We start from the raw sequence: 23,530 nt of genomic DNA on the forward strand, positions 1-23,530 counted from the left end.
GAACGCCCACAGGTTCCGCCTCGCCTACCCCTATGACGGCGTCAGAGGGTGTGCGCGTCCGCCACAGTCAACGCCGTGTCGATGATCTCGAGTCCTTCCCGCGCTTGCTCGTCCGTCAGGTTCAACGGGGGCGCGATGTGTATGCGGTTGAAGTTGGCGAACGGCAGCATGCCGGCCGCCGTGAGAGCGCCGATCAGCTCGTTCATTTCGGGTGAGGAGCCTCCGTATTCGGCCAACGGCTCCTTGGTCTCGCGGTTCTTGACCAATTCGATCGCCCAAAAACAGCCAAGGCCCCGCACGTCTCCAACCGATGGATGTCTTTCGGCGATCTTCTGCAGACCCGGCCCAAAGATGTCGGTCCCCAGGTGCGCAGCGTTGTCGACCATCTTCTCGGAGGTCATGGCCTCAATGGTGGCCACCGCAGCGGCGCAGGCCAACGGGTGCCCCGAATACGTCAGCCCGCCCGGATAGGGCTGTTCCGCAAATGTCTGGTAAATGGCCTCGGAGATCGCGACGCCACCCAGCGGAACATAACCGGAATTGACGCCCTTGGCGAAGGTCATGAGGTCGGGACGAACATCCCAGTGCTCGACCGCGAACCAGGCGCCGGTGCGGCCGAACCCGGCCATCACTTCGTCGGCTATGTAGACAATTCCATATCGGTCGGCCAGTTCGCGCACGCCCTGCAGATATCCGGGCGGGGGCAAGTATATTCCGGCCGTTCCGGGAACTGTTTCCAGGATGATGGCTGCGATTGTCTGCGGGCCCTCGAGCAGAATCACGTCCTCCAGATGCCGCAGTGCTCGCTCTGTCTCTTCGGTCTCGCTGGTGGAATTGAAGTAGGAACGGTACGGATAGGCCGGCATGAAGTGCGCGACGCCCGCGTCGCCGTGATCGTTCGCGAATCGCCGGGGGTCCCCCGTCACATTGACCGCAAGTTCCGTCCCACCGTGGTAGCTCCGGTAGGCGGAGAGCACCTTGCGGCGGCCGGTGTGCAGCCGGGCCATCCGGATCGCGTGCTCATTCGCATCCGCTCCTCCGTTGGTGAAGAAAATATGGTTCAGATCGCCCGGCGCGAGTTCGGCGATAAGCCGCGCCGCCTCGGAGCGGGCCGGGTTGACGTGGGAAGGTGCGATCGTGCAGATCTTCTCCGCCTGGTCCCGGATGGCCTGCACCACCGCTGGGTGCTGGTGGCCGATATTGGTGTTGACCATTTGGGACGAGAAATCGAGCAGTCTGCGTCCTTCCCCGTCCCAGACGAAAGGGCCTTCGGTTTTCGTCACGGTCATCGGTTTCAAAGCCGCCTGTGCGGACCAAGAATGGAACACGTGCTCACGGTCAAGATCATAGGCTCGCCGCCCCTCGGCGATCTCGGCCTGGCTGGGTCCCGAAATTCCTGTACCGGTGGTATTCACTCAGGTCTCCTCCGCGTGGCTTTCGCCGAACATACTTGATTTAGGTATTCTATTCGTCCCTGCGATGAATTCGGCCACAGGTCTCGACGGTTGATCGGTCGACTTTCTACGGTTGGAGTGCCGGGACGTTCCCGGTCTGGCGAGGAGCCAGTCCCCTCTTGAAGAAGGACAGACCATGCAACGATTTCAGAACCGCCGGGTCGTCATCACGGGAGCGGCCACCGGAATTGGACAGGCATCGGCCCGCCGTTTGGGTGAAGAAGGAGCAACCCTGGCCCTCGTTGATGTCAATTCCGATGAATTGGCCAAGACTGCTGACTCGGTGCGAGAAACCGGGGCCGAGGCACAGACCCACGTCGTGGACATCTCGGACGAAGAAGCCGTCAAGAGTCTGGCTTCTGAACTCGGCAAAACGTGGGGCACCGTAGACGCGCTGATCAACAATGCCGGGGTGGACAACAAAGGCGGGAAGGTCCACGAATATCCCACGGAGCTTTTCGACAAAATAATCGCCGTGGATCTCAGAGGAACGTTCCTCATGACGAAGTACCTCGTTCCCCTGATGTTCGCCACGGGCAAGGGCGCGATCGTCAATATGGCGTCCTTCTCGGGGCTCGCCGCAGATGCCGACCGCTCCGGGTACAACGCCGCCAAGGGCGGGGTTGTGAACTTTACTCGGGCCACCGCCACGGATTACGGCTCTCGGAACATTCGCGCCAATGCGGTCTGTCCAGGAACCATCGAGACCCCTCTCGTGGACGAACTGGTGGGCGGCGCCGACGCCGAGGGCAAGAGTTTCCGGGAGCAGCAGGCCCGCGTCACTCCGCTCGAACGACTCGGCAAGCCGGAAGAAGTCGCTGCCGTCGTGGCTTTTCTCGCCTCCGACGACTCTTCCTTCGTGACCGGCGAAACCATCACCGTGGACGGCGGGGTCATGGCCTACACCTGGCCAGCGAACGTCCTGACCAACTAGCCGGCAGCTGTTCCAGGGTCGGCGGGGCCTTCATCGTCGAGGTTCTTGATCGCGCGGGCCCAGGCCAGGCGCAAGCAGCTTTCCTCGGCCAACAAGGTTCTGACCCGGACCCGGACGACGCCGCCCGCTCCCGAGCGATCCGGGCGGGCGGTAGCCAGGTCGAGCAAATCCTCCCGAACCCAATGGTCGTAGGCCTCCCCACCGTGCCCGGGGATGACGCCTTGGGCATTGACGACACGCCACCAGGGCACGGAAGAGCCCCACCGCGCGAGAACAATTCCGACGACGCGCGGAGACTCTCCTACGATCCGACCGATGAGACCGTAGGTCGCTACGCGGCCGGTGGGAACACACTCCACGGCGCGCAAAATACGTTCAACGCGCAGATCGTCCATCCTGTTCCCCGGGGTACCGCGACCTAATGGTCCGCGACCACGAGGGCCTCTTCCTCGACGCTAGCCGTTCCCCTGTGGAGGAGAGCTTCAACCAGTTCCGTGAGAATGCGCATCGAATCGTCTACTTCAATGACCACGGGGTACTGGGCCACGAGCAGTGCGAGCAACTGTTCGACGTCCTCACCCGAGCGGACTCGATCGAGGTCGTAGCCGAGTAGAACCTCGGTCGCCTCCTCATCGGATACCTCGCGCCCAGGGGCGTCGGCGTCCAAGGCACGGTAGCTGACCGCAAAAGCCGCAATCGGAGCTTTTGACCCGTTCTTTTGGGCCTCCAGTACGCCGTCCCGCATCACGATTGCGCCGTATGCTTCCGCTTCGTCGGAGAGGAACAGCCTGTTGACCCGACCCAAGGACTGCTCGGCCGGCGGGTCCCAATCATGGACTCGACGGTAGAAGTCCCAGACGGCCTGGGTCAGCTCAAGCGACCCTGTCGCCAAGTCTTCGATGGCTTGATCGAGGTTGCCGTCACCGTCGACTCGCAAAGGCCGTTGGGGAAGGGCCCCGGCCTCGACTCGGATCATTCGGGTCCGCTGGATTGAGCCGAGCCCGGCCCACTGGGCGAAACCGGCACCAGAAGTCTCGGGCACAATCTTGGTACGCAACGCCGTGATGCCCGACGGGGCAGTTTGCGCCGCTTCCCGAAGCGCCTCGAGAAGACGCTTTCCCAGGCCGAACCTCCGATGGTCAGGCGCGACCTCGATGTAGGCCCACAGCCGGGACGAATGCAGCGAGGTCTCGTAGACCGTCCCGGCGGCGACGGGAACGCCGTCGTGTTCGGCGACTACAGTCCGTTGCCACGGTTGCTCGCCATCCGGCCCCAGCTTCGCGCGGAAAACGGAGGCCTGAATATTGTCGGCATCGGGCCAGATCTGCATCAACTGCAGGTCGTCGCCCTCTTGCCACCCACGGATCGTGTAGTCCGCCATACCGCTCTCCCTTGAGTTATTTGATCAGCTGTCCCGCGAGGTAGGACTTGACCTGGTCCAAGCTGACGCGCTCTTGAGCCATGGAGTCCCGCTCACGAATCGTGACGGCGTTGTCTTCGAGAGTCTCGAAGTCCACAGTGATGCAGAACGGCGTTCCGATCTCATCCTGGCGGCGATAACGACGACCGATCGCGCCGGACGTGTCGAAGTCGACGTTCCAGTTCTTCCGCAGATCCGAGGCGAGCTTCTCCGCGGTCGGAGTCAGCGTCTCTTTCTTGGACAACGGCAAGACCGCGGCCTTGACCGGCGCAAGGCGCGGATCCAATTTGAGGACAGTGCGGGTATCCACGCCACCCTTGGTATTGGGCGCTTCGTCCTCGGTGTAAGCGTCGACCAAGAAAGCCATCATCGAGCGGGTCAGTCCGAAGGACGGCTCGATCACGTACGGAACGTAACGCTGTCCCGTACCCTGGTCGAAGTACTCCAGACGCGTATTGGAATGTTCGTTGTGGACACCGAGGTCGTAGTCGGTGCGGTTGGCCACACCCATGAGTTCGCCCCACTCATTGCCCTGGAAACCGAACTTGTATTCGATGTCGATGGTCCCGGCGGAGTAATGCGCGCGGTCGTCTTCGGGGACGTCGAACTTCCTCATGTTGTCCGGGTTGATGCCGAGGTCCACGAACCAGTTCCAGCAGTCCTCGACCCAGGTCTCGAAGTACTTGGGGGCGTCATCAGGGTGCGTGAAGAATTCAATCTCCATCTGTTCGAACTCGCGGGTCCGGAAGATGAAGTTGCCCGGCGTGATCTCGTTACGGAAGGCCTTGCCGATCTGGCCGATTCCGAACGGCGGGCGCTTGCGAGAAGCAGTCACCACATTGTTGAAGTTGACGAATATGCCTTGCGCGGTTTCTGGACGGAGGAAGTGGAGACCTTCCTCGTTGTCAACGGCTCCCAGGTAAGTCTTCATCAGACCCGAGAACTGTTGCGGTTCTGTCCAATTCCCTGGCTGGCCAGTCTCCGGATCGTTGATGTCCGCGAGGCCATTGGCCGGCGGATGACCATGCTTCTTCTCGTAGGCCTCGATCAGGTGGTCGGCACGGTAACGCCGATGGGTGTGGAGCGATTCGACCAGCGGGTCGGTGAACGTCTCGACGTGGCCCGACGCTTCCCACACGGGCGTGGGCAGAATAATCGAAGAGTCCAACCCGACCATGTCCTCGCGCGATCGCACGAAGTTCTGCCACCAGAGTTGGCGAATGTTTTCCTTCAGCTCGGCTCCGAGCGGGCCGTAGTCCCACGCCGACCGGGAACCGCCGTAGATCTCACCGGCCTGAAAAACGAATCCGCGGCGTTTGGCCAGCGTGATGACGTTATCCAGCGTGGACTTTGATGCCATAGGTATTGTTCACTCCATTAGTCGTCGCGCGCCGCCGGTTTGCGACGCGTGCAAGGGCTTGATTCGCCTACCAGCCTACCGGTTCGCGACGCTGGGACGGGTTTCGGTTTCGGCGCCGAACGGCACGGCCTCTCGTCAGAGGACAGCGGCCCGGAAAAATACGGTAATAGTCGCCCTCCTAGTGCGTGCCGATAGACTCATGCGCATGACCACTCAAGACGCTCAGCCAGTCGAAATTCGTGAAGACATGATGCGACTAGGCCAATTACTGAAATTCGCGAGCCTCGTGGAGGATGGCGCTGAGGCACGGGAAATCATCGCCGAGGGCCACGTCTTCGTCAACGGTGAGCCCGAATTCCAGCGCGGGAAGCAGCTGCATCCGGGCGACACCGTTGCACTCGGAGAGGTCACAATCCGCATTGAGCGGGAAGATTCCCCCGCCGCCGGCTAGGAGTCCATGGTCAGGACCATGCGGAACCTGGCGTCACCGGCCATCATTTTGTCGAAGGCAGACTGGGCCTTCGCGAGGGGAACGGTTTCGATCTGGGCGTTGACCCCTGTCAGAACGCTGAAACGCATGGCGTCTTCGGAGTCCTGAGAAGTTCCGGATGCGTGACCCTGTACGGCGAGGGATCCTGGGATCAATGCGAAGGGCGGAATCTGCATCGGATCGGCTGAAGCACCGACGACCATGAGCTCGCCCCGGGGTTTGAGGCCGCCCAGGACCGCGGTCATGGCATCCGGCGCCGTCACGGTGGCCAACACCACATTCGCACCACCGAGCTTGTTGAGCTCTTCGGCCGGATCGGTTGAGGTGGAGTCGATGTAATGATGAGCACCGAGCTCGAGGGCGAGGTCCTTCTTCGCTGTACCCCGAGCAATCGCGACGGTTTCGAACCCCATTTTCGCGGCGTACTGAACTGCCAGGTGTCCGAGGCCTCCGACGCCCAGGACCGCGACGACGTCGCCCGGTCTGGCGGAGGATTTCCGCAATGCATTGAAAGTGGTCACTCCAGCACAAAGCAACGGAGCCGCATCGACGTCAGAGAGGTCGTCCGGTATCGAAGCGAGCGCTTCCGCCGGCACGACGGCGTATTCCGCGTAGCCTCCGTCGTAGTGGATCCCCGGGATTTCGCCGTTCTCACACGAAACGAAGTCACCGCGACGGCACGCTTCACACGTAAAATCACAGCCACCGAACCAGCCGACCCCGACTCTCTGACCGGGAGACCACGCGGTGACGCCATCACCGACGGCATCAATTTCGCCCGCGATCTCATGACCGGGCGACCGCGGAAACTCATTGCCCATCGCCCCGGCCACAGTGAATGCATCCGAATGGCAGACCCCGCACGCGTGGACTTTGACACGAACCTGGCCGGCACGCGGCTCCGGGATAGGGACGTTGACGATTTCGAAATTCTTATTGGCTTCGGGAACTCGCACCATCATCATATTTGTCATGCCCGACACACTACTCGCCGTTTCCCCTGATCAACGCGCAGGTTCGTGAGAAAAGGGACGCTACCGGAGGACGTGGCACAGGAACTCGGAGACGTGTTTGATCTCCTGATTGCTCACGCCGTGGCCCATCCCGGCATAAAGCACTTTGGTCACATCGGTGTGATCGCGAAGCCAATCGAGATTGAACGCGACCATATCGGCGGGGATCACGGGATCCTCCTGATCTCGCCCGTAGAAGAACGGAATACGCGGCGAAGAGGCTGCGAGGGCGGCGTCGTCAAAGAATTCGTCTGCCGAATCGAGCACGAACCCAGACAGTCCGACGACGGCGCAGGCCAAGTCCGGTCGATGGCGAATCACCGAGCTGGCGATCGCCATACCTTGAGAAAATCCGAACAGTGTGACATCCGCGTAGTCGGATGATGCCTCATCGATCCAGGCGATCACGTCGGCAGCGGCCCTCTCGACTTCCTCAGCGTCGGCCGTGATGTCTTCCCCGAACGTGCCTTGGAGCTCGAACCAGCTGTAGCCCGGCATTCCGCCGGGCATGGCTCCCGGCGCCCTCATGGCCGCGTAGGTGAAGCCTTCTTCGGGCAGGGCGGGGAGAAGTCCAAGGAGGTCCTTCTCATGGGATCCGTACCCGTGAAGCATGAGCACGAGGTGTGTTCCGGGACGGTCGGCTTCGGGACGGGAGAATTCGACGACGGGATTTTGAGTCATAATTCCCATCCTATGCATGGCCGGGAGCTTCTCACAGACACCGCCCACGCCGCATCAGCTATCCGAGGACCGCACCTTTCAATGCATCACCGTCACGCAGGAATTTGCTGATCTGAGAGGTTTCGATCAGAAATCCATCGTGCCCGCTGGGAGAGCTAATGTACCCGACCTCAACGGGCTGCGGCAGGGCGTGGGCGAGCATCTCGGATTCTTTGGGGTAGAACAACCGATCGGAGTCCACCGCCACGATCGTCCATCCGCAGGTAGAACGCGCGAGCGCCTCTTTGAGAGAACCTCGGCCGCGGGAAACATCATGGCTCATCAGAGCGTCATTGACGTACAGATATGAGTTCGCGTCGAATCGACCGGCCAATTTGGATGCTTGATGGTCGAGATAGCTTTCGACCCTGTACCGACCGCGCCGGTTCACGCAGGGCCCCGTGGGGTCCTCGTCGTCCTGAGGGTGCCGGCCGAAGCGGTAATGTAACTCGGTGGCCGATCGATAAGTGATGTGCGCGATGCGCCGGGCCAGTCCGAGGCCGTCGACGGGGAAGATCCCCGAATAGTAATCGCCCCCGGCGAAATTGGGGTCCTGCCGAATCGCGAGCGTCTGGGCTTGGCCCCACGAGAGCTGCTCGGCCGTGGACTCGGCCCCGGAGGCGATCACGGCACAGTGCCGAACGCGGTCCGGAAAAGTCACTGCCCATTCGATCGCCCTTGCGCCGCCCATCGACCCCCCGATGACCAACGACCACCGGTCGATGCCGAGACCGTCCGCGAGCACGGCTTCTGCCCGGACCGAATCGCGGATGGTGATCAGCGGGAAGCGCGACCCCCACGGGTTCCGTTCCGGATCGATCGATGTCGGTGCGGGCGACGACGGCCCGGTCGAACCGTAACAGCCGCCGATGATATTGGGACAGACCACAAAGAATTGGTCCGTGTCAATCGCAGCACCAGGGCCTATGAGCCCTTCCCACCAGCCTTCTTCTTCGGCGGCACGACGTTCGAGGTCGCTGGCGTCATCCTCCGCGTACCCGTGGGCCGCGTGCGTGTCCCCGGTGAGGGCATGCAACACCAGAACCGCATTCGAGGCGTCCTCGTTGAGGGTCCCCCACGTTTCGTATGCGAGAGTCGCATCAGGGATTACGGACCCCGAATCGACCAGGAGGTCTCCGACGTCGTAGTAATTGACTACTCCGTCTCCCCTGGTCTGAGCCTTCCGAGCCCCGGTGCCAACGATCGTCACATTTTCTCCTTGTCCAGTTTCCTCAGTACTTAGCCGACACCGTCTCGGTCGAGGACTGCGGGCTCTCCGCGGCTGCCAGCGAGTCGAAGCCGTGTTCGAGATCGGCCACAATGTCGTCGATGTGCTCGAGTCCCACGGACAGACGCACGAATCCCGGCGCGACCCCTGCGGCACGCAGCTCGTCCTCGGAGAGCTGGGAGTGCGTGGTCGAGGCCGGGTGAATGACCAACGAGTGCACGTCTCCGATGTTCGCGACGTTCGAGTGGAGCACGAGGGAGTCCACAAAGGCCTGTGCCGGTTCGGAGCCGCCTTCGAGTTCGAATCCGACGATCGCGCCCACCCCGTTCGGAGCGTATTTCTTCCCTCGCTCGTACCATTGCGACGATTCGAGCCCCGCATAGTGCACTCGGGTGACTTCGGGACGCGCTTCGAGCCACCGAGAGACCTTTAGCGCGTTGTCGACATGGCGTTCCACGCGGAGGGACAGGGTCTCCAGGCCGACGGAAATATTGAAGGCGTTGGTCGGTGAGATCGACGAACCGAGGTCGCGCAGAAGCGTGACACGAGCACGCAGGATGTAGGAGAGATTGACTCCGAAGACCCCGTTTGGCCCCAAGTCCTCGGCGAACACCAAGCCGTGATAGCTCGGATCCGGCGTATTGAATTGCGGGTATCGCTCCGGGTACTTCGAGTAGTCGAATCGACCGGAGTCCACGATCACTCCGCCCATGCTGTTGCCGTGGCCGCCGAGGTACTTGGTTGCGGAGTGCACGACGACGTCGGCACCCCACTCGAAGGGGCGCACCAGGTATGGGGTGGGAACCGTGTTGTCCACGATCAGCGGTACCCCGACCTCGTGGGCAAGGTTCGCGAGAGTTTCGATGTCGAAGACGTCACTGCGAGGATTCGGAACGGTTTCCCCGTAGAAGGCTTTGGTATTCGGTTTGACCGCCGCGCGCCAGGCCTCGGGATCGTCGAAATCTTCCACGAAGGTCGTTTCGATACCGTATGCACCCAAGGTGTGCTTGAGGAGATTGTACGTGCCGCCATAGAGGCTCGGGCTGGCGACGATGTGGTCACCGGCCTGCGCCGTATTGAGGATCGCGATCGTGATGGCCGCTTGCCCTGAAGCCACGAGGAGCGCTCCGACGCCTCCTTCGAGGGCAGCAATGCGATTCTCGACGACCTCCTGGGTCGGATTCGTCAGGCGTGAATAGATGGGACCGAGTTCTTTGAGCCCGAAGCGGTTTGCGGCCTGTTCGGCGTTGTCGAACACAAACGATGTGGTCTGATAGATCGGAAGAGCCCGTGCACCGGTTGCAGAATCGGGCTCTTGGCCCGCGTGAATCTGTTGTGTCTCGAACTTCCATCCCTGCGGGCTGGAAGGAGTCGGAAGGCTGTGAGAGGCCGTGGTCATATTCTGCTCCTGTTGAATCAAGGGCATGGAGCGACCGATCGTCTCGCAAAAGCGAGCACCCGGGTCGACCCGGAACCCTCTGGTTCACCGGGGAATACGAGTCTCACTCTTCGTGACGACCGGGCACACCGCGCCCGCGCTTGTGATCGCGTTGTTCGCGATCACCAGGTCCTCACCCAGGGCACCCCACCGCGGTTGGAGGGTTGCCGGCCAGCAAGCTGGGGCTTGTCACTGGCTCTCTTGACCCATATCCAGGTTTTCCTACGGCCGACCGACACGTCAAGTAGGAGACGGAAACTACGCTTACATGAAACGCCGTGACATTTATGACGCGGAGTGGGCCATTGCGTAATCTGGCTCATGGCCCGCTCCGCCAGGACGGGGCGCATGCATCGTCGAGCTCTCGAAGGACTGCCTTGAATCAGGAACAGGACCCCTCAGATCAAGTTACCGAAACTTCGCGCGCGGACGACGTCGTGCTCGGCGGGGAATCTGCGCTCAAACGCGGGCTGACTCTGCGACATATCCGGTTCATTGCGTTGGGTTCGGCTATAGGAACCGGGCTGTTTCTCGGCTCCGCGGACGCGATACAGTTCGCGGGCCCGTCGGTCCTGTTGGCTTACATCGTCGGTGGCGCCGCGGTATTTATGGTCATGCGTGCCATGGGAGAGATGGCCATGGTCCACCCCGTTCCGGGTTCCTTTTCGGAATACGCGACTGAATACCTTGGCCGGTGGGCCGGATTCGTCACCGGGTGGAGCTTCGCATTCGAAATGGCCCTGGTTGCGGTCGCGGATGTCACGGCGTTCTCCTTGTACATGCGGTTCTGGTTCCCGGACACGCCCAGCTGGATCTGGATCGTCTCGGTCGTCGCGATCATCATGGCCATCAACCTGACCAAGGTGAAGGTTTATGGGGAAGTCGAGTTCTGGCTGACGCTGATCAAGGTGGGCGCCATCGTTGCGATGATCGTGGGTGGGCTCGCGCTGATTGTCTTCGGCATCCAGCTCCACCAGGAAGTCGAGCCGTCCGTGACCAATCTCTGGGAGCAGGGCGGGTTCTTTCCGAATGGGTTCTCCGGCTTCCTCGCGTGCTTCACCGTGGTCATGTTCGCTTTCGGAGGCGTCGAGAACATCGGAATCACCGCTGGCGAAGCCGAGGACCCCGAGAAGTCGATTCCGGGAGCCATCAACACCGTCCCCGTACGCATCCTCCTCTTCTACGTTCTGACCATGGGCGTCATTATGTCCTTGTATCCGTGGGGGAACATCGGCAATGAAGGCTCACCCTTCGTTCAGATATTTTCCGGCCTGGGTATCCCCGCGGCGGCCCATATTCTCAACGTCGTGGTCCTGACCGCTGCCGTCTCCGCGATCAATTCGGATATTTACGGTGCCGGCCGCATGTTGTACGGACTCGCTCAGAGAGGGCTCGCGCCGCGGTCCTTCAACCGTGTTTCCTCACGCGGAACCCCGACCATGACGGTTGCGGCCATGGGGCTGGTGCTCATCGTCGGGGTCCTCGTCAATCATTTTTTCGAGAACGCTTTTCTCTACATCGCGACTCTGGTGACGTTTGCGACCGTCTTGGTCTGGGTCATGATTCTTGTGACGCACTTGGCGATGCGGCGCCGGCGCAAGGCCCAAGGCGTCGGCCCGTCGAAGTTTCCCACTCCCCTATGGCCGGTCGCGTCATGGCTCGCACTCGCCTTTATGATCGGCGTCGTCGTGCTGCTCGGTTTCTTCGAGGACACCAGAGTTTCCTTGGTCATCGGTGCCGTATGGCTCGTGTTCCTGGCCGTCACCTACCCGCTGACGCGCCGGACTCGCCGGGGCTCTGAGCCGCCGGCCGTTCGCTAGGGGCAACCCCAGCCACTGGGGCGACGGCCCCGCGAATTGCGCCCTCGTCAGTAAGGTGGAAGGCATGACTTCAGCAGAATCCCGAGAGGCCCCGCGCCCCACCTGGAACACCGACGCCGAGGCTCCGGAGACTCGCAAGAGCCCGACTACTCGTACGATGCACGGGCATGAGTTCGTGGACAACTACGAGTGGCTCCGTGACAAGGAAAACCCCGAGGTGATTGAGCATCTCAAGGCGGAGAACGACTATGCGGAGTCGTTGACCTCGGGCCTCGGGAAACTGCGTTCCGCGATTTTCGGCGAGATCAAGTCACGGACCCTGGAAACCGATCTTTCCGTTCCGAACCGCCTGGGCGACTGGTGGTACTTCCGTCGGACCAGAGAAGGCCAGAACTACGCGATCTTCTGCCGTGTTCCGGCTCGTCGTACAGGCGATCAACGGACGGAATGGACGCCTCCCGAGGTCCCGGTCGACGAACCTCTCGACGGCGAACAGGTTATCCTCGATTGCAACACCATGGCCGAGGGTCTGCCGTTCTTTTCCCTCGGGGCTTTCCAGGTCACCGAGAACGGACGGTACCTGACCTATTCCGTTGACGACTCGGGAGATGAACGCTTCGACCAGTACGTCAAGGACTTGGCCGACGACCGTCTGCTCCCCGACGTTGTGAAGAACGTCTTCGCGGGTGGCTTCTTGACGCCCAACGGTTCACATCTGATCTACACGTTGGTCGACGAGTCATGGCGTCCGTATGAGTTGCGTTCTCACCGCTTGGGTACGCCCGTGAGCGAGGATCTGGTGCTTCACCACGAGGACGATGTTGCCCTGTGGCTCGACGCCGAGATCACGGCCGACGAGGAGCACCTGTGCATCGACGTCGGGTGCTCCGAGTACAACGAGACCAGGCTCCTGACTCTGTCAGCGCTGGAGGCCGCGAGCCCAGGACAGAGGCCTGAATCGCGCGTCGTCGTCCCACGCGACGAGCGCATTCTCTACTCGGCCGAACCCATCGAATTGGGCGGGCAACGGTACATCCTGCTGTGCCACGACCACGAGGCCCAGAACGGCGAACTCAGCGTCGTGGATTATGAAACCGCCTTCGGGGCGGCGACAATGACTCAGTTGCGGTCCGCATGGAAGGTCCTCATCCCGACTTCCGAAACGCGCCGCCTCAACGGTTTCCATTTCAACGAAACGCACATGGCGCTGAGCCTCCGGGAGGACGGACTGGAGAAGGTCGCGCTCATGGACCTCGCCGAGATCGATTCGTCGGTTCGTGGGGGCAGTTTGCCGTCTCTGGTCGAGCCGTTTTCGGGTGAAGAGCTGTACACCGCCAAGATCACCTCGATGGCCCTGCACTCACCCGTCGTGGGTTTGGGCTATATTTCGTACGTCACGCCGTGGCGCCAGTACGATTATTTCCCGGTCACGGGTGAACTCGAACTCCGGAAGCAGACTCCGGTTCTGGGCGGTTTCCGTGCGGAGGATTACGTCGCCCATCGCGAATGGGCGACGGCATCGGATGGCACTCGAATTCCGGTCTCGGTGATTCACCGCGCCGATCTCGACCTGGAATCTGCCCATCCCGTCATCCAATACGGCTACGGCTCGTACGAGTCGAGCTCTGATCCGGGCTTTTCGGTGTCCCGGCTGAGCCTCTTGGATCGCGGCGTCGTCTTCGTGGTGGCTCACGTGCGCGGAGGCGGCGAGTTGGGGCGCGACTGGTATGTGCACGGCAAAAAGCTTCAGAAGATCAATACGTTCACGGATTTCATTGCCGTGACCGATCACGTGGCCGCCCAACCATGGGCGGACGGGCATCGGATTGCGGCGTCCGGCGGTTCTGCCGGGGGCCTCTTGATGGGGGCGATCGTGAACATGGCGCCAGAAAAATACTCGGGAATCCTGGCTGCGGTTCCGTTTGTGGACCCCGTGACGAGCATCAGCGATCCCGAGCTTCCACTGTCCGCTCTGGAATGGGAGGAGTGGGGCAATCCGATCGAAGACCGCGAAGTCTACGAATACATGGTCTCCTACGCTCCCTATGAGAACGTCCACGCAGCCCCGTACCCGCCAATAGCGGCCGTGACCAGTCTGAATGACACACGAGTGCTGTACGTGGAGCCGGCGAAGTGGGTGCCGAAGTTGCGCGAGGCGACCACGAGTCAGGCGCCCGTGATGCTTCGCATCGAAATGGACGGCGGCCACGGGGGCGGCTCTGGCCGATACCGTAGGTGGGAAGACACCGCGTGGGAGTACTCGTTCCTATTGAATTGCCTGGGGATCCAAAGCTGAATCTCGGGCAAATGCGCAAATGGCCCGGCCGGAACATCAGGCGATGAGCCGGCCGGGCCCTTTGCTGTGGATTTCCGTACCTAGCCTTCCACGCCGAGCTTCTCCAGAATCAGCTCACGCACGCGGGCGGCGTCCGCCTGGCCCCGAGTCGCTTTCATGACTTGACCGACCACGGCACCGGCGGCCTGAACCTTGCCGCCGCGGATCTTCTCCGCGACGTCCGGCATCGCGGCCAGAGCCTCGTCGACGGCGCTCGACAATGCGCTGTCGTCAGAGACGACCGCAAGTTCGCGCTTCTCGACGACCTCGGTCGGCGTCCCTTCCCCGTCCAACACATACTCGAGGACCTGACGGGCAATCTTGTCGTTGATTTTGCCCTCTTGGATGAGGCGGTCGAGCTCGACCACCGTCTCCGGGGTAGCGCCCAAATCGCCGGGTTCGACCTCACGAACCTTGGCAAGTCGGGATATCTCACCCATCCACCATTTGCGGGCCACAGGGGCGCTCGCCCCGGCGGCGATGGTATCTTCGATTTCGCTCAGCACGCCGGCGTTGACGACGTCGCGGAATTCCTCGTCCGAGTAGCCCCAATCCGCTTGCAGGCGGCGACGACGCTCGGCCGGCGGCTCCGGAAGTTCGGCCCGCAGCCGTTCGATCCATTCCTCGTTGGTCACGACGGGAAGCAGATCCGGCTCCGGGAAGTACCGGTAGTCGTCAGCGTCGGACTTGGGGCGACCCGAGGTGGTCTGTTTCGTGTCCTCATGCCAGTGCCGGGTTTCCTGGACGATCTCCTGTCCCGAGTCGAGAACCGCTGCGTGCCGGCAGATCTCGTACCGAACAGCCCTTTCGACGGCGCGCATCGAGTTGACGTTTTTGGTCTCGGTCCGAGTACCGAGTGCATCGCTGCCCTTGGGCATCAAGGAGACATTGGCGTCACAACGAACGTTTCCGCGTTCCATGCGGGCATCGGAAATTCCCAAGTTCTTGACGATCTCCCGGATGGTCTTGACATAAGCCTTGGCCAGTTCCGGGGCGCGCTCCCCCACACCACGAATCGGCCTGGTCACGATCTCGATCAGGGGTACTCCTGAGCGGTTGTAATCGACAAGGGAGTACTCGGCACCCTGGATGCGGCCTGCTCCACCCTTGTGGCTCAGTTTGCCCGCGTCCTCTTCCATATGGGCGCGCTCGATGTCGATCGTGTACGTGGTCCCGTCTTCCAGCTCGACCTCGACCGATCCGTTCTCCGCGATCGGCTCGTCGAACTGCGAGGTCTGGAAGTTCTTGGGGGTATCCGGGTAGAAATAGTTCTTTCGAGCAAAATGGCTCACCGGTGCGATGTCGCAACCTAGGGCCAGACCCAGTTTGATCGCTGATTCGACGGCCGCACCGTTGACCTTGGGCAAAACCCCCGGGAGGCCCAGCGAAACCGGGGTGATGTTCGTGTTCGGCTCGTCCCCGAAGCCGTTAGGGGCGTCGTCGAACATCTTGGTTTTGGTGTTCAGCTCAACGTGCACCTCGAAGCCGAGCACGGGATCGTACTTGGCCATGGCCTCGTCGAAGGACAAAATCTCGTCTGTCATTTACTTGGCACTTCCTTGCGTCCGGGCGGCGATGAGGGACTCTGTGTTGGGCAGCTTGTCGAGCAACGGTCCGCCCCACTCCTGCTGAAGCGCGGCTTCCAGGCCCGCACCGGCACGGTAGAGACGGGCATCTTCCTTGACGGGGGCCATGAACTGCACTCCGACCGGCAATCCGTCTTCCGGCGCCAGCCCAGCCGGAACCGAGATCGCGGGGACACCAGCAAGGTTGGTCGGGATGGTCGCGATGTCGTTGAGGTACATCGCTACCGGATCGTCGGTCTTTTCCCCGAGCTTGAATGCAGTTGTCGGAGCGGTGGGCGAAATCAGCACGTCCACTTGGTCGAATGCGTCCTTGAAATCGCGCTGGACCAAGGTGCGGACCTTTTGGGCCGAACCGTAGTAAGCGTCGTAATAACCCGCGGAAAGCGCATACGTACCCAGGATGATGCGGCGCTTGGCTTCCGGGCCGAATCCGGCCGCACGCGTGGCGGACATGACCCGTTCGATCGTGACCGGGTCTTCCTTGGGGAGTTCGCGGAGCCCGAAGCGAACGCCGTCGTACTTCGCCAAATTGGAAGAAACCTCCGAGGCCATGATGAGGTAGTAGGCGCCGAGAGCGTGTTTGAAATTGGGGGTCGAGATTTCTACGATTTCCGCCCCGGCCGCTCGCAGAAGGTCGAGTGATTCCTCGAACCGCTGGGAAACACCGGTTTGGAAGCCCTCTCCGGTGAGCTCTTTCACGATGCCGACCTTGAGGCCCTTGAGCCCGCCTTCCGATGCGCCCTTTTCGGCCTCGGCAAGATAGGGACCAACAGGCTCGTTGATTGATGTCGAATCGTGGGCGTCGTAGCCGCCTACGACCTCGTGCAGCATCGCTGCGTCACGGACGGTGCGCGTCACGGGGCCGACTTGATCCAACGACGACGCCATGGCGATCACGCCGTAACGGGAAACGGATCCGTACGTCGGTTTGACGCCGACGGATCCCGTGACAGATGCGGGCTGGCGAATCGACCCGCCCGTATCCGTTCCGAGTGCCAACGGGGCTTGGAACGCGCTCACGGCAGCCGCGGAGCCGCCGCCCGAGCCTCCGGGAATTCGGTCCAGGTCCCACGGGTTGCGAGTGTTCCCGAAAGCCGAATGCTCGGTCGAAGAACCCATGGCGAATTCGTCGAGGTTGGTCTTGCCCAAAACAGGAAGTCTGGCCTCGCGCACCTTGCGCACGACGGTTGCATCGTAGGGGCTCAGCCAGCCTTCGAGCATGCGCGAGGCTGCGGTGGTGGGCTGACCTTTGGTGACGATCAAGTCTTTGACGGCGATCGGCACGCCGGCCAAGTGCGGCAGCTCTTTGCCCGCCGCACGGTCCGAGTCCACTTGGCGGGCCTCATCAAGGGCCGTCTCCGCGCTCACGTTGAGGAATGCATTGAGACCCGTTTTGCCCTGTGATCGGTCCTCGACGTCGACGGGTGAGCCCTCAGTGGCCTCGATGTGGTCCAGGTGCGCCTGTGTCAGTTGTTCCGAGGTGATCTCGCCTCGGTTCAATTTGCCCGCGGCTTCCGCTGCGGAAAGCTTGATGAGTTCGTTCTGGTTCATGGTATTGCTCACGCCCCTAGTCCTCGTCCAAGATGGCCGGTACCTTGAACTGGCCGTCTTCAGCATCGGGCGCGTTCAGAAGCGCTTCGTCGTTCGTCAGCGTCTGTCCCACGACGTCGTCACGGAAAGCGTTGGAGAGAGGAAGCGGGTGCGAGGTCGGCGGAACGTCCTGAATGGGCGCTTCCGAGACCGATTGCACCGCGTTGACGATCACATCGAGTTCCGCGGCCATGGACTCCAGTTCCGTATTGTCCATCTCGATGTGAGCCAGTGACGCGAGATGCGCGACCTGGTCACGAGTAATGGCAGTCATGAATTCTCCTGCTCCGTTGGCGCTTGTCTATTCCCTGCGCGCCTCCTCCGGCGGGAGCGCGCGGGTCCCGTACCAGTCTAGTCATGGGCGGGAAGTGGTTAAAACAATCGTGCCCCGCCCTGTGACAGGGCGGGGCACGATCTCAAGAAGAGTACTCGCTCGTCTAGACGAGTAGCACTGACTTCAATTAGTTAGCCGGGATCTCCAGAACCTGACCCGGGAAGATCATGTTCGGGTCGGTCACGATCGAGCCGTTGGTCTGAACCAGGGCATCAACCGAAACACCGTGATCGTTGGCGATCTTGTTCAGGGTGTCACCGGCAACGACGGTGTAGGAACCAGCCGAAGCGGTCTGAGCCGGGGCGGCAACCTGGGCCTGGGCAGGAGCCTCGTAGGTCTGCTGTGCAGGAACCTCGGGCTGAGCCTGCTCGACGGGAGCCTGCTGGGCCTCGGGCTGAGCCTGCTCAACCGGTGCCTGCTGGGCCTCGGGCTGAGCCTGCTCGGCGGGAGCCTCGTAAGCCTGAGTGGACTCAGACTGGGTCTGAACCTGCTCCTGCTCCTGCTGCGGCTGAGCCTGCTGCGCAGAGTCATCCGAAGAGCTGCTGGAGGGAGCCGAACCAGCCTGCTGCGAGCAGACCGGCCATGCGCCGGGGCCCTGCTCGGCCAAAACCTTCTCGGCAACCTGGATCTGCTGATCCTTGGAGGCGTTCTGGGGGTCACCCTGGCCACCGAAGGCTGCCCAGGTGCTCGGGGTGAACTGGAGTCCACCCGAGAATCCGTTGCCGGTCGAAGTCGACCAGTCGCCGCCGGACTCGCACTGAGCGACGGCATCCCAATCGAGGCTGTCGGCCTGGGCGGGAGCGGTAGCCAGTGCACCAGCGGCAGCGCCACCGATCACGAGAGCGGCTGCACCGCGGCGGGCATTGCGTCGGAAAGTGGAAGTATTGTTCACGATGCTCCTCAGGCCACCTACGCTCCATCCATCCCTGGACTTCTTAGCGCCGTCGTCTACCTATAGATGTTTTAGGTCAAGTTTCAGGTGTCTGCCCTGTAGACGACGTCCGGTGTTACGGCAGCACCTAGCATTGTTGTTTCTAGCTCTCGCGTATGTGCGTGAGCTCAGGAGTCACCTCTCGGTGACGAACTGTTTATAACGATACAGTAACGATTTTGGAGTTTGCAACCAATTTCTTGATGGAAGCGAAACTTTTTTTGGTTGGTACCCGATCCGGCTACCAGCCAGGATCCGTAGGCACGCGTGTCAGCCTATGAGGCCTCTTGAGGCGATGCAACCCGGTGCGACATGTTCCGAATCACAAGGTTGTGACTATTCCGTGATCGTTTCGTGACCGGAAGCCGCGGCATCAGTGCGATCCAGGGCGTCCGGGCCGCCCTCCAAAAGGGTTTTAAATTCTTGCTCATCCAAGACCGACACGCCGAGATTTTCCGCCTTGTCGAGCTTGGTTCCGGCATTTTCCCCAGCTATAAGGTAGCTTGTGTTCTTCGACACAGACCCTGACGCCTTGCCCCCGCGCTGGATGATCGACTCCTTGGCTGAGTCGCGAGTGAAGTCTTCCAACGTTCCGGTCACCACGAGGGTAAGGCCTTCGAGGACACGGGGCACCGATTCGTCCCTCTCGTCTTCCATCCTCACTCCGGCGGCGGCCCAGCGCTCCACGATCTCACGGTGCCACTCTTCCGCGAACCACTCTTTGACTGCACTCGCAATGGTCGGTCCGACGCCGTCAGTATCGGCAAGCCGGGACTCGTCGGCCTCGCGTATCGCTTGCATGGAACCGAATTCGGTCGCGAGCGCCCGAGATGCGGTGGGCCCCACATGCCGAATCGAGAGGGCCACCAGAACACGCCACAACGGTTGGGATTTGGCTTCCTCGATCTGATCGAACATTCTGCGGGTATTCGCAGACGGCGCCGACGGTTTCTTCGGAGTACCGCGTGTATAGAAGTAGGGCACCAACTCCGTTTCACCGGTTTCCACGCCCTTTTTCTTGACGGCACGCTCGATGCGCACATCGGCCAGGTCCTCCGGAGTGAGATCGAAAAGGCCCGCAATGCTGGTCAGCGGCGGGTTTTCCGGCTCGGCGGGTTGTGTCAGGGCCCTGGCGGCCTCTTCCCCCAAGGCGTCGATGTCGAATGCGCCTCGCCCAGCGGTATGGAAGAGCGTCTGCCACAGCTGTGCCGGACAGGACTGCGCATTGGGGCACCGGATGTCGACGTCGCCTTCCTTCGCCGGCGCAAGCTCCGTGCCGCACGACGGGCAGTGAGTCGGCATCTCGAATTCGTGCTCGTTCCCGTCCCGCAGGGCAACAACGGGGCCCACGATCTCGGGAATCACGTCGCCGGCTTTGCGCAGCACCACGGTGTCCCCGATCAAGACGCCTTTGGCCCTGACGACATCCTGGTTGTGCAGTGTCGCCATTTCGACGGTCGATCCCGCGACTTTGACGGGATCCATGAGACCGTACGGCGTCACGCGCCCGGTGCGACCCACACTGACCTGAATGTCTTTGAGCTTGGTGTTGACCTCTTCGGGCGGGTATTTATATGCAACCGCCCACCTGGGAACGCGTGAGGTATGGCCCAGAAGCTGTTGGGTCCGGAAATCGTTGACCTTGACCACGATGCCGTCGATCTCGTGGACCAGGTCGTGCCTGTGTTCTCCGTAGTCTGCGATGAATTCGAGAATGTCGTCGACCCCGGACAACAGCTTCGTATAGGGACTGACGGGCAGTCCCCACGAGGTGAGAAGATCATAGGTTTCTCCCTGGGAGCGGGCAGTCAATCCTTCACGAGCCCCGATTCCATGGACGAACATCGACAGCTTGCGACGCGCCGTGACCTTGGGGTTCTTCTGACGCAGGGATCCGGCAGCGGCATTCCTCGGATTGGCGAAGGGCGCCTTGCCGTCCGCGACGAGGGCCTCATTGAGTTCCCTGAAGTCCGCAGACGCGATGAAGATTTCGCCCCGGACTTCGATTTCTTCCGGGAGGTTCTCGCCCACGAGATTTTGCGGAACGGTATCGATGGTGGCGACGTTATGCGAGACGTCTTCCCCCGTTGTTCCGTCGCCGCGAGTTGCGGCTCGTACCAACTGACCGTCCCGGTACAGGAGGTTGATCGCGAGTCCGTCGATTTTGAGCTCCGTCAGCCACCGGTTCTCGTGCCCGGGTCGAACCTCTTGGATCGAGGCTTCCGCACGTTCGAGCCAGGCCTTGAGCTCGTCAATCGAGAAAACATCCTCGAGCGAATACATCCGCTCGAGGTGCTGAACCGGGGCAAATGCTTCGGACGGCTCCCCTCCGACCTCCTGGGTCGGTGAGTCGTTGGCCTTCAACTGCGGGTTCTCGGCCTCGATGCGTTCCAGATCCCGGTACAGAGCGTCGTATTCGGCATCCGAAATCCTCGGGGAATCCTCAATATAGTATGCGGCGCGCGCGTCCCTGACCTGCTGGGTCAGTTGGGCGTACCGTTCCTTGAGATCCTCCGCGGGAACTTCACGCTCGTTCTCCCCAGTGGCCTGCTCTGCTCGTTGTTCTTCAGCGCTACTCACAAGAGACCATTCTTGCGCATATCAGAGGTTCTCGCGCCCCGCTGGGGAAAAGTTTGGCGTTACGGCGCCAATTCTGCCGACTCGGCTACTGCTCTTCGTCTGCAGAACGAGGTATTTGCTCGTTCTCGGCGAGCGGTCCGTCGGGGGTCTCCCCCGTCTTCTGCGGATCGTGGAGGTCGTTGTTGTGCCAGTTGTCCAGGTCGATGACGCCTTCTTCGGGCTCCGACTCGTGCACGCCGTTGGTGTCTCCGTCGCAACCGTGGTTCTGGCAGGTTCCCGCTTCCACGGAGTCAGCCACGATGACCGAAATGTTGTCCCGACCGCCCGAGCGAATTGCCGCAGCTTGGAGAACTGCGGCAGCATCCTTCGGATGCACCACGGTGGACAGCACCCGGGCCATGTATTCATTGGACAATTCGCCCGAAAGACCGTCCGAGCACATCATCAAGCGGTCACCGCGCTTGGCCGGGATGACCCAGAAGTCGGGTTCCCAGTAGTTTCCGGTGCCCAACGCGCGAGTGATCACGTTGCGTCGCGGGTGGGTCAAGGCCTCGAGCGCGGTGATCTGTCCCCTGTCCACCAGGTATTGAACCTCAGAGTGGTCCACTGTGACCTGCTCGAGGCTTACTCCCTCAATAGGGGTTTGCGAGACGGACGTGGGTTTGTCGCTGATCGGCTCGTCGGTGTCCCTCCGCAAACGATAAGTACGCGAATCACCTACATTGAAAATGATCCACATGTTCTGGCCGCCGATTTTGACCAGCCACGCGCCGGTCAGGGTGGTGCCGGCTCGCATGGCCGCGGCCGACTTGATACTTTCGTCGGCCTCCCCGATCACGCCCTTAATCTCGTTGAGGATCTCCATAATCTTTGCGTTGAGATTCGAGGTCGCTTTGCGGCGCCTTTTGAAGATCCCTCGGGAATCGTCGGAGTGCTCTTCGGTGGGTTCGACGTCGAAGGAAAGAGTTCCGAAGAGCTCTGCGGCAGCCAAAGTGTTGACGCACATCGCACTGGCTACTTCACCGGCCTCATGACCACCCATTCCATCGGCCACGGCGCACAGATTTCCTTTTGAAATCAAGGAGTCCTCGTTGTTGGAACGATGACTGCCTTGGTTGGTCGTGGCCCCCACGCAAGTCGCAAGGTCGAGCGATTCGGTCATTCGAAGTCAATCTCCAATTCGGTTCCCACACCCGGCGCGAGTGACACGGGTCGGACGTCTCCAAAGCCACGGACGTTGCGCACACCTTGAGATGCCATCACAAAACGTTCGTCGCTCTCGAGCACGTTGGCGGTGGATGCGTCAGTCAGGACGGCGCCAGGCTCAGCCAGCGCGACGAGACGCGAAGCGAGATTGACGGTCGGACCGTACACGTCCCCCAGCCTAGGCAGAATTCTTCCCCAGACAAAAGCAACGCGTGCCTCGGGCAGGTTGGGATCCTCACGGATGATCTGCGACAGCGTGAGCGAAATGCGCGCACCCGCTTCGGGAGATTCCGTCATGAACAAGACTTCGTCGCCCACGGTCTTGATGATGCGACCGCCCCCCACGGCGACGACCTCGGCACACCGCTGTTCGAAATGCTGTACCAGGCTGGCCAGCGTCTTTTCGTTCATTTGGCGGGACAACGATGTGAACGACACCAGATCGGCAAAGCCAATGCCACGCACGAGCGGGAGGGCGCGATAGTCCGTGACGGCGTCGTCGTTGCCGACGACCGGCTTCTCCGCCTTGAGCGCGAGGCGCACCACCGCCGCATTCAACTGCCGGCGGTATCCGTAGCGCATCAGATCTTCGAGTTCGTTGAGGAGTTCGGGCAAAACGTTGAGGAGTTCTCGGCGAGCTTCGGCGTCACTCATTCCGTGGTGGGCGACCATGTCCTCCACGAAAGCCTCGACCTGCCAGGCAACCATGCGGTCCATCATCTGCCCGACGGAGCGAACGATCGACAGAGCACCGTCTTCGGTCACGTGCCCGCTGCGGACCATGGCCGAGACGGTTCCCAGGGCTTCCGAATCGGAGCCCGTGAAGTAGACGTCGCCGTCCTTGAGGTTCGGCATTCCAAGGGCCCGCCAGATCTTCCGAGCGGACAGCAGGGAGACGTCCCCCGCATGTGCGGCTTCGCGCCGCGTCATCGAACGATTTTCCCCGAGCAAGGCGCGCTCGAGGGCTCCGACCGCTGCCTTGGCGTCGTCGGACTTGTACAGATTGAACTGTGCAGGGTTCTGCAGGTTGAGCTGACTCGTCTGTGGTCCGGTATAGACCGGCCTGCCTTCGGGTTCCTCCTGCGGCACTA

Annotated in this window: 19 protein-coding genes and 1 riboswitch; of the genes, 4 read left to right on the plus strand and 15 right to left on the minus strand. The window is 61.5% G+C overall.

Annotated features, from left to right (window positions below):
• Positions 1 to 41: 41 nt before the first annotated feature.
• Entirely contained in the window at positions 42 to 1,415 is a 1,374-nt protein-coding gene (locus tag sake_RS09775) for an aspartate aminotransferase family protein (protein WP_178945944.1), read from the minus strand.
• Between the two features lie 175 nt (positions 1,416 to 1,590).
• Between sake_RS09775 and sake_RS09780 the strand changes: the two genes are divergently transcribed.
• Entirely contained in the window at positions 1,591 to 2,388 is a 798-nt protein-coding gene (locus sake_RS09780; protein ID WP_129360650.1) for an SDR family oxidoreductase, read from the plus strand.
• On the opposite strand, the gene sake_RS09785 is transcribed toward sake_RS09780, so the two are convergent.
• Genes sake_RS09785 through sake_RS09795 form a run of 3 tightly spaced genes read right to left on the minus strand, consistent with a single transcriptional unit; the run spans position 2,385 to position 5,168 of the window.
• The gene (locus sake_RS09785) at positions 2,385 to 2,783 is read right to left on the minus strand and encodes an MGMT family protein (protein WP_178945945.1); all 399 of its coding nucleotides are present in this window, start codon (positions 2,781 to 2,783) and stop codon (positions 2,385 to 2,387) included. The two genes, sake_RS09780 and sake_RS09785, sit on opposite strands and share 4 nt — an antisense overlap.
• Positions 2,784 to 2,806: 23 nt before the next feature.
• Positions 2,807 to 3,769: a GNAT family N-acetyltransferase gene (locus sake_RS09790; protein ID WP_129360652.1), complete on the minus strand. Its 963-nt coding sequence runs from the start codon at positions 3,767 to 3,769 to the stop codon at positions 2,807 to 2,809.
• A 16-nt stretch (positions 3,770 to 3,785) separates the two neighbouring features.
• A complete protein-coding gene (locus sake_RS09795; RefSeq protein WP_178945946.1) occupies positions 3,786 to 5,168 on the minus strand; it encodes a glycine--tRNA ligase in 1,383 nt (460 codons plus the stop codon).
• Positions 5,169 to 5,373: 205 nt separating this feature from the next.
• Between sake_RS09795 and sake_RS09800 the strand changes: the two genes are divergently transcribed.
• The gene (locus sake_RS09800; protein ID WP_178945947.1) at positions 5,374 to 5,619 is read left to right on the plus strand and encodes an RNA-binding S4 domain-containing protein; all 246 of its coding nucleotides are present in this window, start codon (positions 5,374 to 5,376) and stop codon (positions 5,617 to 5,619) included.
• Here sake_RS09800 and sake_RS09805 read toward each other — a convergent pair.
• Genes sake_RS09805 through sake_RS09820 form a run of 4 tightly spaced genes read right to left on the minus strand, consistent with a single transcriptional unit; the run spans position 5,616 to position 10,018 of the window.
• On the minus strand, positions 5,616 to 6,632 hold the full coding sequence (locus sake_RS09805; protein ID WP_178945948.1) for an alcohol dehydrogenase: 1,017 nt from the start codon (positions 6,630 to 6,632) through the stop codon (positions 5,616 to 5,618). The two genes, sake_RS09800 and sake_RS09805, sit on opposite strands and share 4 nt — an antisense overlap.
• 60 nt (positions 6,633 to 6,692) lie before the next feature.
• A complete protein-coding gene (locus sake_RS09810; protein ID WP_178945949.1) occupies positions 6,693 to 7,352 on the minus strand; it encodes an alpha/beta hydrolase in 660 nt (219 codons plus the stop codon).
• A gap of 58 nt (positions 7,353 to 7,410) precedes the next feature.
• A complete protein-coding gene (locus sake_RS09815) occupies positions 7,411 to 8,601 on the minus strand; it encodes a homoserine O-acetyltransferase (protein ID WP_238147708.1) in 1,191 nt (396 codons plus the stop codon).
• 22 nt (positions 8,602 to 8,623) lie between these two features.
• Positions 8,624 to 10,018 (minus strand): bifunctional o-acetylhomoserine/o-acetylserine sulfhydrylase, encoded by a 1,395-nt coding sequence (locus sake_RS09820; RefSeq protein WP_129360656.1) that lies wholly within the window; start codon positions 10,016 to 10,018, stop codon positions 8,624 to 8,626.
• Positions 10,019 to 10,149: 131 nt separating this feature from the next.
• Positions 10,150 to 10,264: riboswitch (SAM riboswitch) on the minus strand.
• 230 nt (positions 10,265 to 10,494) lie between these two features.
• On the opposite strand from sake_RS09820, the gene sake_RS09825 reads away from it, so the two are divergent.
• Both sake_RS09825 and sake_RS09830 read left to right on the plus strand, forming a co-directional pair.
• Positions 10,495 to 11,877 carry an amino acid permease gene (locus sake_RS09825; protein WP_238147731.1) on the plus strand — a complete coding sequence of 461 codons (1,383 nt, stop codon included), beginning with the start codon at positions 10,495 to 10,497 and terminating at the stop codon, positions 11,875 to 11,877.
• Between the two features lie 64 nt (positions 11,878 to 11,941).
• Positions 11,942 to 14,173 (plus strand): S9 family peptidase, encoded by a 2,232-nt coding sequence (locus sake_RS09830; RefSeq protein WP_178945950.1) that lies wholly within the window; start codon positions 11,942 to 11,944, stop codon positions 14,171 to 14,173.
• Positions 14,174 to 14,253: 80 nt separating this feature from the next.
• Here the strand turns inward: sake_RS09830 and gatB are convergent, their stop codons facing one another.
• The 7 genes from gatB to sake_RS09865 all read right to left on the minus strand — a co-directional run bounded on the left by gatB (position 14,254) and on the right by sake_RS09865 (position 23,528).
• Complete coding sequence (gatB, locus tag sake_RS09835) at positions 14,254 to 15,756, minus strand: Asp-tRNA(Asn)/Glu-tRNA(Gln) amidotransferase subunit GatB (RefSeq protein WP_129360658.1); 1,503 nt, start codon at positions 15,754 to 15,756, stop codon at positions 14,254 to 14,256.
• Positions 15,757 to 17,349: an Asp-tRNA(Asn)/Glu-tRNA(Gln) amidotransferase subunit GatA gene (gene gatA, locus sake_RS09840; protein ID WP_178946324.1), complete on the minus strand. Its 1,593-nt coding sequence runs from the start codon at positions 17,347 to 17,349 to the stop codon at positions 15,757 to 15,759.
• A gap of 16 nt (positions 17,350 to 17,365) precedes the next feature.
• Positions 17,366 to 17,662, minus strand: a complete 297-nt coding sequence (gatC, locus tag sake_RS09845) for an Asp-tRNA(Asn)/Glu-tRNA(Gln) amidotransferase subunit GatC (RefSeq protein WP_129360659.1) — start codon at positions 17,660 to 17,662, stop codon at positions 17,366 to 17,368.
• 187 nt (positions 17,663 to 17,849) lie between these two features.
• Positions 17,850 to 18,614 (minus strand): transglycosylase family protein, encoded by a 765-nt coding sequence (locus tag sake_RS09850; RefSeq protein ID WP_238147709.1) that lies wholly within the window; start codon positions 18,612 to 18,614, stop codon positions 17,850 to 17,852.
• A 375-nt stretch (positions 18,615 to 18,989) separates the two neighbouring features.
• Complete coding sequence (gene ligA / locus sake_RS09855) at positions 18,990 to 21,233, minus strand: NAD-dependent DNA ligase LigA (RefSeq protein ID WP_178945951.1); 2,244 nt, start codon at positions 21,231 to 21,233, stop codon at positions 18,990 to 18,992.
• An 85-nt stretch (positions 21,234 to 21,318) separates the two neighbouring features.
• The gene (locus sake_RS09860; RefSeq protein WP_178945952.1) at positions 21,319 to 22,395 is read right to left on the minus strand and encodes a protein phosphatase 2C domain-containing protein; all 1,077 of its coding nucleotides are present in this window, start codon (positions 22,393 to 22,395) and stop codon (positions 21,319 to 21,321) included.
• Positions 22,392 to 23,528, minus strand: a complete 1,137-nt coding sequence (locus sake_RS09865; RefSeq protein ID WP_178945953.1) for an adenylate/guanylate cyclase domain-containing protein — start codon at positions 23,526 to 23,528, stop codon at positions 22,392 to 22,394. Before sake_RS09865 ends, sake_RS09860 begins: the two co-directional genes overlap by 4 nt.
• Positions 23,529 to 23,530: the final 2 nt, after the last annotated feature.

Source organism: Kocuria sp. TGY1127_2 (assembly GCF_013394385.1).
Lineage (GTDB): Bacteria > Actinomycetota > Actinomycetes > Actinomycetales > Micrococcaceae > Rothia.